At 46.3% G+C, this 13,905-nt stretch carries 12 protein-coding genes; 9 read left to right on the top strand and 3 right to left on the bottom strand.

Annotated elements, in window-relative coordinates; all coding sequences use genetic code 11:
* Positions 1-44 precede the first annotated feature (44 nt).
* The 3 genes from phoR to AC1HDP_RS07935 all read right to left on the bottom strand — a co-directional run bounded on the left by phoR (position 45) and on the right by AC1HDP_RS07935 (position 3,302).
* Positions 45-1,376 carry a phosphate regulon sensor histidine kinase PhoR gene (gene phoR / locus AC1HDP_RS07925; RefSeq protein WP_479638341.1) on the bottom strand — a complete coding sequence of 444 codons (1,332 nt, stop codon included), beginning with the start codon at positions 1,374-1,376 and terminating at the stop codon, positions 45-47.
* A 44-nt stretch (positions 1,377-1,420) separates the two neighbouring features.
* Complete coding sequence (gene phoB, locus AC1HDP_RS07930; RefSeq protein ID WP_479638342.1) at positions 1,421-2,110, bottom strand: phosphate regulon transcriptional regulator PhoB; 690 nt, start codon at positions 2,108-2,110, stop codon at positions 1,421-1,423.
* A gap of 262 nt (positions 2,111-2,372) precedes the next feature.
* Positions 2,373-3,302, bottom strand: coding sequence for a porin (locus tag AC1HDP_RS07935; protein WP_479639853.1), 930 nt, complete (start codon positions 3,300-3,302; stop codon positions 2,373-2,375).
* A gap of 312 nt (positions 3,303-3,614) precedes the next feature.
* On the opposite strand from AC1HDP_RS07935, the gene rdgC reads away from it, so the two are divergent.
* The 9 genes from rdgC (at position 3,615) to hydF (ending at position 13,819) form a co-directional block, all read left to right on the top strand.
* Positions 3,615-4,526, top strand: a complete 912-nt coding sequence (gene rdgC / locus AC1HDP_RS07940) for a recombination-associated protein RdgC (RefSeq protein WP_479639854.1) — start codon at positions 3,615-3,617, stop codon at positions 4,524-4,526.
* Positions 4,527-4,981: 455 nt separating this feature from the next.
* On the top strand, positions 4,982-6,709 hold the full coding sequence (dauA, locus tag AC1HDP_RS07945) for a C4-dicarboxylic acid transporter DauA (RefSeq protein ID WP_479638343.1): 1,728 nt from the start codon (positions 4,982-4,984) through the stop codon (positions 6,707-6,709).
* 434 nt (positions 6,710-7,143) lie between these two features.
* Positions 7,144-8,376: an iron hydrogenase large subunit HydA gene (gene hydA, locus AC1HDP_RS07950; protein WP_479638344.1), complete on the top strand. Its 1,233-nt coding sequence runs from the start codon at positions 7,144-7,146 to the stop codon at positions 8,374-8,376.
* Between the two features lie 11 nt (positions 8,377-8,387).
* Positions 8,388-8,708, top strand: a complete 321-nt coding sequence (locus tag AC1HDP_RS07955; RefSeq protein WP_140933296.1) for an iron hydrogenase small subunit — start codon at positions 8,388-8,390, stop codon at positions 8,706-8,708.
* A 10-nt stretch (positions 8,709-8,718) separates the two neighbouring features.
* Positions 8,719-9,390, top strand: a complete 672-nt coding sequence (locus tag AC1HDP_RS07960) for a cytochrome b/b6 domain-containing protein (protein ID WP_479638345.1) — start codon at positions 8,719-8,721, stop codon at positions 9,388-9,390.
* An 80-nt stretch (positions 9,391-9,470) separates the two neighbouring features.
* The gene (gene hydG / locus AC1HDP_RS07965; RefSeq protein WP_479638346.1) at positions 9,471-10,904 is read left to right on the top strand and encodes a [FeFe] hydrogenase H-cluster radical SAM maturase HydG; all 1,434 of its coding nucleotides are present in this window, start codon (positions 9,471-9,473) and stop codon (positions 10,902-10,904) included.
* A complete protein-coding gene (locus AC1HDP_RS07970; RefSeq protein ID WP_479638347.1) occupies positions 10,901-11,506 on the top strand; it encodes a hypothetical protein in 606 nt (201 codons plus the stop codon). The genes hydG and AC1HDP_RS07970 overlap by 4 nt, the downstream gene beginning before the upstream one ends.
* On the top strand, positions 11,503-12,606 hold the full coding sequence (gene hydE, locus AC1HDP_RS07975) for a [FeFe] hydrogenase H-cluster radical SAM maturase HydE (RefSeq protein WP_479638348.1): 1,104 nt from the start codon (positions 11,503-11,505) through the stop codon (positions 12,604-12,606). The genes AC1HDP_RS07970 and hydE overlap by 4 nt, the downstream gene beginning before the upstream one ends.
* A complete protein-coding gene (hydF, locus tag AC1HDP_RS07980; protein ID WP_479638349.1) occupies positions 12,599-13,819 on the top strand; it encodes a [FeFe] hydrogenase H-cluster maturation GTPase HydF in 1,221 nt (406 codons plus the stop codon). Before hydE ends, hydF begins: the two co-directional genes overlap by 8 nt.
* Positions 13,820-13,905: the final 86 nt, after the last annotated feature.

Consider the following 13,905-nt stretch of genomic DNA (forward strand, 5'->3'; position numbering starts at 1 on the left):
CTATCCAAGTTCAACATGACAAGTCTATGACTGAGTCATGACACTTATATGACACTCGGCGAATTTTCCGCAGTTAATGTTCCAGGCGCTGTCAGTAATTGATGCGAAATAGTGAAACTAAACTGACTACCTTTGCCAAGAGCGCTGACCACATCTAACTGACTATGATGATGATTAAGAGCGTGTTTAACGATTGCAAGCCCCAAACCACTGCCGCCAGTATGGCGCGAGCGCGCGCTATCGACGCGATAAAAACGCTCAGTTAAACGCGATATATGCTTCCTTGCAATGCCCTCACCAGAATCTTGTACGTAAAAACGCGCACCTTGATAAACTCGCTGCCAACTGACTTTAATGCTGCCACCTACGGGGGTGTAGCGAATAGCATTAGTCAGTAAGTTAGAGCACGCGCTTTGCATCTGTACGCTATCACCAAGCAACCACAGGCCAGGCTGCCAATCAAACTCAATCTTATGCTGTTCAAGGGATAAGGCCTGCGCTTCTTGTTCAAGTAACGCGCGCAGTTTATCCATATCAACCTGCTGCCTTAAATCACTGTCTTCAGCCGCTTCAATGCGCGATAACGTCAGTAACTGTTCAATCATGTGCCCCATACGCTCAGTTTGCTGCTGCATCAATTTAAGCGGGCGCTGATTAATATCATCGTCTTCCGCCATGCTTTGCATTACTTCGACATAGCCTTGCAATACAGTTAACGGCGTTTTTAATTCATGGGAAACGTTAGCAACAAAATCGCGGCGCATGCTTTCAAGTTGGCGAATACGGCTGATATCGCGAGCTATCAGCAATAGCTGACTATCACCATAAGCAATTAATCGCAGTTCCAGTAATTTGCCATCGGCAATCGGAGAAGGTAACTCCAGCGGCAGGTTATAGTTTTCATGATTAATGTATTGAATGAAATCTGGATGGCGCAGCAGATTATCTAAGCGTTGACCTTTATCTTTGGGCCACTCAAGCCCGAGTAATAATTGCGCTAAGCGGTTACACCATAAAATATTTCTATCCGCATCTAAGACGACCGCAGCATCGGGTAAGGCTTCCCCCCCTTGACGAAATCGGCCTAATATCGCCATTAATTGACTGATTTTTTTGCGATTCTTTTGCTGCAGTCGATAAATACCATTAAAGACGCCTTCCCAGCTGCCGCGCCCTTGCGGCGGCGTGAGTCTTTTATCGCGCCACAACCAATAATTAAGCCGCATTAACTGACGGTAATGCCATATCAACCACACGCTAGCACTGACTAATAAGACTGTAGCAAGAGAGTCGAATAATAAGCCCACTACCACTATCAAAATTAACAGTAAAATAATGCGGCCAACTAAACGATAACCAGAATAGGAATCAAACATTAGTGGTCCTAACTTGTCGCGGCCGCGCCGCGCTAGTAATTGCTCTACACTCGGGTTGAAAAACGATAGCCAGCCCCGCGCACGGTTTGAATAAAGCTATCATGACCATGACTCTCAAGCGCCTTACGTAAACGCCGAATATGCACATCAACGGTGCGATCTTCAACGTACACATTGGTGCCCCAGACATTATCCAGCAACTGTTCGCGGCTATAAACGCGCTCAGGGTGAGTCATGAAAAAGTGCAGCAATCTAAATTCAGTGGGCCCCATGTCGAGCACATGTTCACCGACGTTAACTCGATGCGACACTGGATCTAACGACAAACCGTTGACTTCAATGGCTTCTTCTAAACGAGTGGGCGCGCTGCGGCGCAGTACCGCTTTAATCCGTGCCACCAGCTCTTTAGGTGAAAATGGCTTAGTCACATAATCATCGGCGCCGACTTCTAAGCCTTTGAGCTTATCTACTTCTTCGCCACGAGCGGTTAGCATTATGATGGGGATTTGACGCGAATATTCATCTTGCTTAATTTTCTTAGCCACCTGAATACCACTACCGCCTGGTAGCATCCAATCGAGCAAAATTAAATCTGGGTAAGGTTCTGTCATCATTGACAGCGCTGACTCAACATCATCCGCTTCAGATGTGATAAAACCATGCTGTTCAAGAACAAAAGTCAACATTTCACGTATGGCGAGTTCATCTTCAACAATCAAAATTCTTGCTGGCATAAGTATTTTTTCGACTTTGGGTTTATGAGCATTATTAGACAATTTTATGACATTAATATGAATGTCTGGCCAAGTTTACGATATTCATTGCGCGAATGTCTTTAGCATTTATGACCAAGTCTATTAAACCTTATTATTTAGCTAACCAGGACTTTGAGGCTTGCCATAAAAAAAGGCCCGCAGGGCCTTTTTATGACTTTACTTAAGTTTCGCGGTATTAATCGCTAAGGTTCAAACCATGCCGATTAATAGCAAGCGCACATTAAAACTTATGTTCAAGACCTACACCAAAGTACTTATCGTTATCACGTGAGGCGATATCATAAGAGCGGTCAGTGTAAAACATTAATAACTTAGTCGGTTTAGACAAGCTGTAATCGGCGCCTGCCGACCAGCTCTGACCTAAATCTTCCATGTCTTGATACTGAGCCTTTAAGGTCACAGCATTAATATCGTAAGCCGCACTGAACAAATAACCATTTTTCATATCACCATTCACGGTTTTTTCTTGCTGCTGATACATACCGCCCAGCACTACCCCAACAATTTTACCTTGAACGCTGGCACGCAAAATATCATAGCCTTTGACTTTAGAGTCATAAGCCAGTGCGGCATAAATTGGCGTTGATTTTAATTTGCTATCACCATACATAGCCGCCACCGAGAAACCATTTTCATCTTCTTGTGCAGCATCACCTTCAGCGGCATACGTCACACCTAAAGTAATACCCGACATAGTTGGAGTTAAGTAAGTGGCAGTTTGCGCTAAGCGGTTTTCACCTTTAAACAGATTTTTTAAGTCGCCAGATAAATCATTGAATTGATCTACGCCGCCTTGTGACACTTTTAATAAAGTATCATTGCGACCGACTGAGAATGCACCGAAGTTACCGCGTAAGCCGACAAACTGGTTGCGTGCAGTAAAGTTATCATTGGTCTCAGCCCCGGTATCCACTTCATATTCCAAGGTATAAAACGCTTCTAAATCTGAGCTGATTTCATACGCGCCCATAACACCTAAGCGTGAGGCATTACTTTGGATAGTGGTCGTTTCCTCACCCTTCTCATCATTAGATTGGGCGGTAATATTTAACTTACCATAAACAGTTAGAGGATCAGCGGCTTGGGCAGAGGCCATAGTTAACGTTACTAATGAGGTCGCGATTAGCGTTTTAGTGAACTGTTTCATTATCATCATCCTTTAAAGCAAGTTTGTTTTGTTTTTTTAACTGCCTGCATCATGCAACAGCTTCATTACAATTTTATGTCAGGATTAAATTTTCGCCAAAATTTATTAAGCAACGCCTTATTTATTAAAGCCTTAATCTTTGAAAACCAATAAATATGGCTTAATTCGACATAATTGCCATGCCAAACGGCATAGTAAATGGGCACAAAACTAGGTGCTTTTGCGGTTGGATCGTCTTATCAGCCTAAGGTTGGCTTTACCCTCTTTATGGTCTGGCGTAAACTGCGCCATTATTTCGCTATGGATACCTGTGCTATGTGGTTTAAAAACCTGACCCTTTATCGTTTCAATAAACCTTTTACCACCGACGAAGCCGTACTTGAAACAGCCTTGGCGGAATTCAGCTTTAGCCCTTGTACTAGCCAAGATGTCAGCAAATTTGGTTTTTCAAAAGCCTTTGGTAAACATGGCCAAACCTTAGTGCATTGCGCTAATAACCGATTTTTAATTAGCACTACCAAAGAAGAAAAAATTCTGCCAGGCCAAGTGGTGAAAGAAGCCATTGATGAGAAAGTGGCGTTAATTGAGCAAGCCGAACAGCGCAAAGTCACCAAGAAAGAAAAAGATGCGCTTAAAGATGAAGTGACCACCACTTTATTGCCGCGCGCATTTTCTCGTCGCAGCCAAACCCAAGCGCTGATTTTATTAGATGAGCAACTGATCTTAGTCGACAGCTCTAGCGCCACTAAAGCCGAAGAATTATTAGCCTTATTACGTAAAGCGTTAGGCAGCTTGCCGGTTATTCCAGTGACATTCACTGTGCCAGTTGAGCAGCAGTTAACCACTTGGTTAGCTCAAGGCCATGCTCCAGCGCCATTTGTGATGCAAGATGAAGCTGAGCTTAAATCCATTGCCGATGAAGGCGGCATAGTGCGCTTTAAGCAGCAAAATCTGCAAGAAGCCGAAGTGCTGGCGCACTTAGAAACCGGCAAGCAAGTGCATAAGTTAGCGCTGCATTTTGAACAGTCCATTGCCTTTTTGCTGCAATCGGATGCCAGCGTTAAGCGCCTTAAATTCTCAGAAGAATTTAGAGCGAGCACAGATGATGTCAATGATGAAGATCCTATGGTGCGTTTAGATGCTGATTTCAGCTTAATGAGCGGCGAGTTAGTAGCCTTTATGAAGGCTCTGATTGACGTGCTAGGTGGCCTAGAGTCAAAAGACTAAGTGTTGATTTTGGGGTGGCTTGCCAATTGTTTGAGCCCTCTAGTTAGAGTTGCGCGACTGTGCTTAGTTTACGTGCTCAGTCGCACAGCTATTTCCCGGTTCGGCTTCATCGATTGGCGCCACTGACATTTGAATATTTCATCTAAGTACTTTCATCTAAGTGCTTTCATCTGAGAGCTTTCATCTGAGAGCTTTCATTTACATACTGCCACCCCAATAAAGCGGCATGTCTTATCTGTGATATCGAGTCTCAAGCAATAAACATTTGCAAACCACTTTATAGACAGCTAATCACCCCCGAGTACAAACTTCCCCCGTAAGCACCCATGCAGTTAAAAATAATTAGATTGCCATTAACCAAAGTGCGATAGGCCTCACATTGCCATGGGATTTTGCTAACTACACTTGTTACCCGCTTAACTGTTTATAATTTCATCGGCCATAAGGTAAACACAGTGCCACATAGAGCTCACCTTTTTTCACTGCAACTCGGTTTTGCTTTTCGAGATGCATGCCTCAATTCCAGCTATAACAAGGCTAAATTTGCTAAAGACATTTTGGCCGGGATTACCGTCGGGATTATTGCCATCCCCTTAGCCATGGCGCTCGCTATTGCCAGCGGCGTGCCGCCGCAATACGGCTTATATACCGCCATTATTGCCGGCGTTGTCATTGCCTTTACTGGCGGCTCGCGTTTAAGTATTTCTGGGCCGACCGCGGCCTTCGTGGTCTTGCTGTATCCGATTGCGCAACAATTTGGACTGGCGGGGCTATTAATGGCAACCGTGATGTCTGGCATCATTTTAGTTTTGATGGCCATGATGCGCCTTGGCCGCCTGATTCAATACATTCCTGAATCTATTACCTTAGGCTTTACCGCGGGTATTGGTGTGGTTATCGCCACCTTGCAGTTAAAAGATTTTTTTGGTTTAACTATCAGCGAAATGCCTGAGCATTACTGGCAGAAAATTTCGGCCTTAGCGGAAGCTATGCCTAGCAGTCACTGGCCAAGCTTAGTTGTCGCCTTAGTGACCTTAGCCGTCATGCTGTTGTGGCCTAAATTAAAATTGCCAGTGCCAGCCCATTTACCTGCTGTCATTATTGGCAGTTTACTGGCCTTATTGCTGAATCAATATGGGCTGGATATTGAAACCATAGGCAGCCGTTTTCAGTACACCTTAGCCGATGGCACCACAGGTTTTGGTATTCCGCCAGTATTGCCTTCGTTTGAATGGCCATGGTTACAAGTAGGCCCAGATAATACGCCGCTCACTATTAACTTAAGCTTGATTCAAGCCCTGCTGCCATCCGCCTTTGCCATTGCCATGCTTGGCGCCATTGAATCCTTATTGTGCGCTGTCGTGCTTGATGGCATGACAGGTAAACGCCACAGCGCTAACAGTGAATTACTCGGCCAAGGCTTAGGTAATATCATTGCGCCATTTTTTGGCGGCATACCCGCAACAGCGGCCATTGCTCGCAGCGCAGCTAACGTAAAATCTGGCGGCCAATCCCCCATTTCAGCCGTAGTGCATTCCTTAGTCGTCTTGCTCGCCTTAGTGGCGCTCGCTAATATCTTGGCCTTTGTACCTATGTCAGCCATGGCCGCCTTATTGTTAGTAGTAGCCTGGAACATGAGTGAAGCCCATAAAGCCGTGCATTTATTAAAAACAGCGCCTATGAGTGACGTTACAGTATTTTTAGTGTGCTTTGGCTTAACTGTGATGTTTGATATGGTCATCGCCATTAGTGTCGGAATCGCCTTAGCCGCCTTACTTTTTATGAAAGATTTGGCAGAAATGACTCGCACCCGCGATATTCGCCATGACAAGCGCTATGTGTCTGAAGCGATGAGTCAAAAACTCGATGATGATGTCAGTGTACTAAGGATTGATGGCCCACTATTTTTTGCCGCGGCGGAAAATGTCTTTGGTGAAATCGCTCGTCTTAGTGAGAACAAGCATACCCTGATTTTACAATTAGAAGGCGTAACCTTACTTGATGCCGGCGGCCTAGCCGCCTTAACTAAGCTGATTGATTTATGCCGACGCAATCAAACCCATCTGCTGATTTGTGAGCTGCAATTTCAACCGCTGCGCACCTTAGCCAGAGCCAAGATTGAACCGATAGAGGGTGTATTAACCTTTTATCCAAGCTTGCAAGATGCGCTCGCTCAGTATTAATTGAATGTAATGCAAGGCTTAAGATACTTCTCTTAAGCCTTGCTTATTATCTATTAGCCCCCTTTTGCTTTTGTTTGCCACTCAATCCTGACCACTTTTTCGCCAATCATTTCGCAATAATCGCCAAAACCACCTTAGTTCAACCTAAACCCATAGCCGCGGGTTCACAAGGTGGGACAAAATGCCCCTGTTTTTATACAAATTGCCACCAGCATTAGGCCATAAACTCTAAATTGGTTAATTTTCATCGCATTAGCACCCTGATAAATATCTAAATTCTTCTAAAAACTATTGAATCGAGTCAATTCATTGACGTTAAGCAAGTTTACCTTTAACGCATTTTTGTACACTGTCGTAGCTTAAAGACCTCACTAAGTGGCCGTTCCATGCTGCTTAGGCAATGAATAAAATAAAAATAAGGAACGCATATTGCTATGACTGCGACTAGCTATCAACCAGGAGAAATCCAAGGACTGATCGAGATCCAGGCGTCCAAGTGTAAAGGCTGTGATGCTTGTAAAAAATTCTGCCCAACCAACGCCATCGACGGCAATGAAGGCGCCGTTCACTCTATAGATAAAGAAAAGTGCCTAAGCTGCGGCCAATGTCTAATCAACTGCCCATTTGGCGCCATTGTTGAAACCCACAGTGCCCTAGAAACTGTGATTAAAAAACTCAATGACCCTGCCACCAAAGTGGTCGGTATTATTGCCCCAGCGGTGCGCGTGGCCATTGGTGAAGAATTTGGTTTACCGCAAGGTGAATTAGTCACTAAGAAGCTCTATGGCGCTATGCACCAAGCTGGCTTTAACATTTTTGATTGTAACTTTGCCGCCGACTTAACCATCATGGAAGAAGGCTCAGAGTTTATTCATCGCCTGCACGCCAATGTTAATGGCGACCCAGATGCCGGTAAATTGCCGCAATTTACGTCATGCTGCCCAGGCTGGGTACGCTATTTAGAAACTCAGTATCCAGCGCTGCTGCCACATTTATCGACGGCGAAATCACCACAGCAAATGGCAGGCACAGTCGCTAAGACTTATGGCGCCAGGGTTTACGATATGCAGCCAGAGAAAATCTTCACGGTTGCGATTATGCCTTGTACGTCTAAGAAACTGGAAGCCTCACGCCCAGAATTTAACAATGCGTGGCAATATCATCAAGCTCAAGGCAGCAATGCCGCGCCTTATCAAGATATTGATGCCGTATTGACCACCCGCGAAATGGCTGAACTGCTTAAGCTGCTTGAAATCGATTTAGCCACGACCCCAGATTATGACGGCGATAGCTTGTTCTCTGAATACACAGGCGCTGGCACTATTTTTGGTAACACAGGCGGCGTGATGGAAGCGGCCGTTCGTACCGCTCACAAAGTATTAACTGGCACAGAAATGGCGAAACTTGAACTTGAGCCAGTGCGCGGCCTTGATGGCGTTAAACAAGCCTCAGTGACTTTATTTGATAATGAGTTAGGTCAGGAAGTCACCATCAACTTAGCCGTAGTGCACGACATGGGTAACAACATAGCGCCAATGTTACGCGACATCATGGCTGGTACCTCGCCTTATCATTTCATTGAAGTCATGAACTGCGCTGGCGGCTGCGTCAATGGCGGCGGTCAACCTATCGATGGTTCAGGCTCATCTTGGGTCGGTAATATTTAAGGGATTATGTTATGACTAGAAAAACTCACGAATTTGCTGAAGACAGCTTTTTCTTATCCCGTCGCCGCTTTATGGCCATTGGCGGCGCATTTATCGCGGTATTAGCTCTGCCCATCGGCTGGATATCTAACCGCATTGCCAAGCGTAATGACTATATCAAGGCGCGCGCCCAAGGCCTGTATAAAGATGATGCCATCGCCAAATTACGGGTGAGCCATGCAAACCCAGCGGTGACTAAATATTATCAAGAATTTGGTGGTGAGCCATTAGGACACATGTCCCACGATTTACTCCACACCCATTTTGTTGATCGTACTAAGTTGAATTCTTAAGGAGGCCATCATGCATCACGATACTCGCCCAATCTTAAAACATCCGCTCAACGTTCGGATTTTTCACTACATTTTACTATTAAGCTTTTTACCTCTGGCCGTCACGGGTTTGATGTTATTTTTCAAGCCCCTATCGCAAACCGCCATGCAGTTAACCTTTGATATTCATATCATAGCTGGGGTAGTGATGGCGCTCGATGCCGTGGCCTTTACTGTGATGGCCTTTGATAGAGTCGTGCTATTTATTGCGCGCGTATTCAGCTTTTCAATGCGCGACGTTAAATGGTTCATGGTGTTAGGTGGCTATCCACAGAAGTTCTTACTGGGTAAAAAAGTTCCGGTTCCACCTATGAACAAGTACAACTCAGGCCAAAAACTGTTTGGGGCTTGCGTGTTAATTGGCGGCACTTTACTTATCATTTCTGGCATTGCCTTATGGTTAGTGCCGCACGTAATGCCGCGCGATTTAGGCTACAGCTTAGGCATGATCCATCTTGTTTCAGGCTTAATCTTAACGGCCTTCTTACCAGTGCACTTGTTCTTAGCGGTTTATCGTTTCGATGACTTTAAGGCCATGATGATCCACGGCAATGTGCCTTATCACGATGCGGCTGAATACACCCCATTATGGGTAGAGCAAGAAATCGTGGCGGTGAATGCCAATAATCAAAAGCCAAGCTAACTAGCCTTGATGTATCGCTATCGGCATGCCGCCCAGTGCATGCCGATAGTACCGCCCATTTTTATCTGTGAGATTTTTCTATGTCAGCCCATCATGACTTAAAACAACCCATTTATGATCCCAGCGTTAGTTTCATCCAAGAGGATAAAATATGGGAACTGCTCAACACCAATACCGCCCCGAGCCAAGCTCAGGTTCAAGCCGTATTAACCAAAGCGCGTCTATATGAAGGTCTGACCCTAGAAGACACAGCCGTACTGTTACAAAATCAAGACCGCGAGCTTGAACAGCAAATGTTCGCCATTGCCCGCGACATTAAAGACGCCATTTATGGCAATCGCATTGTGTTGTTTGCGCCCTTATATGTGTCGAATCATTGCGCCAATGCTTGCAGTTATTGCGGCTTTAATGCCGATAACCATGAGTTAAAACGCAAAACCCTACAACAAGATGAAATAGTTAAAGAAGTTGAAGTGCTTGAAGCCATGGGCCACAAGCGCATTTTAGCTGTGTATGGCGAGCATCCCCGTAATAACGTCAACGCCATCGTCGACAGCATAGCTACTATGTATAGCGTCAAGCATGGCGACAGCGGCGAAATTCGCCGCATAAATGTTAACTGCGCGCCTATGGATACCAGTGACTTTGCCATTCTAAAAACGGCGGCCATTGGCACTTATCAATGTTTCCAAGAAACTTATCACCGCCCAACTTATGAAACTGTGCATACCAAGGGCAAGAAAAAAGATTACTTATATCGCCTCTATGCCATGCACCGCGCGATGGAAGCAGGCATTGATGATGTTGGCATTGGCGCCTTGTTTGGCTTGTATGATCACAAGTTTGAATTACTGGCCTTGTTGGCTCATGCCAAGCAACTAGAACTTGATTGTGGCGTTGGCCCACATACGATTTCCTTCCCGCGCATTGAACCGGCTCACGGCTCAAGTTTGTCAGAAAGGCCGCCGTTTGAAGTGGATGATGAATGCTTTAAGCGTATTGTGGCTATTACCCGCTTAGCAGTGCCTTATACCGGACTAATTATGAGTACCCGTGAAAGCGCAGAGCTTAGGCGCGAATTATTAAGCTTAGGAGTGTCGCAAATTAGCGCCGGCTCTAAAACCTCGCCAGGCGGTTATCAAGCCAGCCAAGATGACCAGCAAGATTCTGAGCAATTTAGCTTGGGCGATCATCGCGCTATGGATGACATCATTTATGATCTAGTGACAGAGTCTGATGCTATTCCGTCTTTCTGCACTGGCTGCTATCGCAAAGGGCGCACTGGCGATCACTTTATGGGGCTTGCTAAGCAGCAGTTTATTGGCAAGTTTTGTCAGCCTAACGCCTTAATCACTTTTCGAGAGTATCTTAATGATTATGCCAGCGAAAAGACCCGCGAAGCTGGTAATCAACTGATTGAAAGAGAGTTAGATAAGTTGAGCCCAAGTCGTCGGCGCAACATTAGCCAATGTTTAACCATGACAGATGAAGGCAAGCGAGATATTTACTTGTGAATACTGCCCCACTTAAGGTCAAGGTTAGCCCAGGGTTAGACGTGGGCGCGTTAATCGAAGCGCTGGCGTGCAGTCGCCATGTCATCATGCATGCCGCCTTGTATTCGCGCTTTGCAAATGGCGTAATCGATGAGGTGTTGCAACAGCAATTAAGCCAAGGGAAGTTACAGCGACTGCGCTTAATTTCCACCAGCACTCAAGTCACTTGGCTACATGATTTTAATCAAGTGCTGCGCCAAGGCGCTAGCGCAGCAGCTATTGCCAGCGAATGGCAAGCATCAGCGCGCTGGGTGTCGCAATTAGTTAACCGCTACCCTCAGCAAGTGCAAGCCATAGAGACTGAGCAGCTCCCCACTCAGCCTATGATTTTAACCGATAGTCGCTTGTTTTTAGGCCATTATGCCCACAGCGCCACCCCTGCGGCGCAGGGGTTTTGGTTGGAATTGGATCTTGCGCCCCGGACCCTTGATCTAGGTAGCGATTCATTAGCATTTACTCCAACTAATGATGCTTGGTCACAAGCGCTATCTCGTCACCTTGATGAATGCCGCCAAGTGTTGCAGCGCCATCAAAGAGCTGAAAATGAGGGCGATATGCGATGAGTCCAAGCGAGCATAATCAACACACTACTGCTTCTTGGCATCAACCCAAGGAGCCAAATGAGCACAGCACAAATACAGGTAAAGCGCTGACATTCAGTCAGCAGCAATTAGTTGAATTGCTGCAAGGCGCTGATGACGCTTGGCTTTTTAGTCAAGCAGACGCAGTCACCCAAGACAATTTTAAGCGCCAAGTGTTTTTACGCGCCGTGATTGAGTTTTCTAACTTTTGCCGTAATGACTGCCACTATTGCGGCCTGCGCGCCAATAACCGCGCCAATAACCGCGCCGTTGAACGCTACCGTTTAACCGAAGCTCAAATCATAGCAGCCGCTCTTGATGCTGAGCGTTTAGGCATGGGCACAGTTGTATTGCAATCTGGGGATGACAGCCGCTATAGCGCAGCTAGCGTTGCGCGCATCATCACAAGCATTAAGCAGCAAACCGCCCTTGCCATCACTTTATCCTTAGGGGATAGAAGCCACGAGGAGTTTGCCTTGTGGCGTCACGCGGGCGCCGATCGCTACTTACTTAAAATGGAAACCTTTGATAAAACGCTATTTGCGGCGGCGCGCCCAAAAGCTGATTTCACAGTGCGATTGCTGAAATTACAGCAACTGCAAGCACTTGGGTATCAAGTAGGCAGCGGCATTATTATCGATTTACCCGGCACTAGCGACGCCATGATGGCAAACGACATATTAATGTTAACTGCCCTCAATCTTGACATGATTGCCTGCGGCCCCTTCGTTGCCCATCCGCAAACACCTATGGCGCACTATGCCAATGGCAGCGTACTTAAGAGTCAGCGCATTAATGCCCTATTAAGACTCATGAATCCACTCGCAAATATCCCTGCTACTAGCGCTTTGGATGCATTAGAAGCTGGCAGCCGCTTGGCATCATTAAGGCTTGGCAGCAATGTCATCATGCCCTCTTTTACGCCGCCAAGCGTCTCGCAAAACTACGGCATTTATCCTGGGAAAAATGCTAATCGCTTAGCCTTAGCCACGCGAATTTCACAACTACAACAGCAAATTACCGCCACAGGTTTTATTCCTGTATCTCATCGCGGTGACAGCTTAAGGATGACTCATGTGTAATGCCATTGCCGAACAGACCCCGCGCGGGCTGCGCTATCATATTGTGCTGGCAGGACGACGTAATGTCGGTAAATCCTCCCTGATTAATCTATTAACTGAGCAGCAAGTCTCTATAGTATCCAACACCTTAGGCACAACCACAGATACAGTGGCTAAAGCTTACGAACTGCTGCCTCTTGGGCCAGTGAGCTTATTTGATACTGCCGGACTTGATGATGAAGGTGAGCTTGGATTACAAAGAGTAGAAGCCAGTATGCGAGTTATCGCTCACGCCGACATGCTGATGTATGTGGTTGATAACCTTGGCCTCACCACACTGGATAAACAGTATATTCTGCAGTATCAAGCACTTGCCATTCCATTATTAGTCATATTTAACAAGCAAGATTTAGGGGCCATCAGCGAGCAAGACAGCCATTGGTGTCAGCAGCAACAGCTGCCATTGTTAGCCATGACCACAAGTCACTGTGCGCGGCGCGAGTTACTTTGCCAAGCCCTGTTTGATTTAGCGCCCAAAGAACTAAAGGCTGACTTAGTTCTGGCAGGCGATCATTACCATGCTGGGGACACCATTATTTGTGTTGCCCCCATAGATAGCGCGGCTCCCAAAGGGCGCTTAATCTTGCCGCAAGTCCAAATTTTACGGGAAGCCTTAGATAAGCATGCCATTGCCATGGTGTGCCAAACTGAGCAACTCAGTCAAACCTTAGCGCAATGTGTGACGCCGCCCAAATTGGTGATCACAGATGCCCAGGCCATTAAGCAAGTGGCCGCCATAGTTCCTGATGATATTGCGTTAACGACTTTCTCCACCTTATTTGCTCGCGCTAAGGGCGATCTCGCTCCTATGGTCAGTGGCGCCAACGCCTTAGATTGCCTGCAAGATGGCGATAAAATCCTGATTGCCGAAGCCTGTAGTCACAATGTGCAAGAAGATGATATTGGCCGCGATAAGTTGCCTAAGCTCATTGCCCAATACTCAGGGAAACAGCTTGAATTTGAAGTGGTTGCTGGCCATGATTTTCCAGCCAATCTTAAGCAATATGCGCTAGTGCTGCACTGCGGCGCCTGTATGTTTAATCGCGCAGAGATGCTTAGGCGCATAAGAGAGTGCCAAATGGCTCAAGTGCCAATGTGCAATTACGGCATTGCACTGGCGAAACTGCAAGGGGTGTTAGCGCGGGTTTCAACCCCGTTATTAGCCACTAAGTGATTGTCGTTATTCCCCTAAACTGTGTTCACGATACTAAACAGACGTTATGTTATGATGCGCGCCATTAGGGGATAGACCCTCTGCCA

The organism is Shewanella sp. ISS20 (assembly GCF_056522965.1).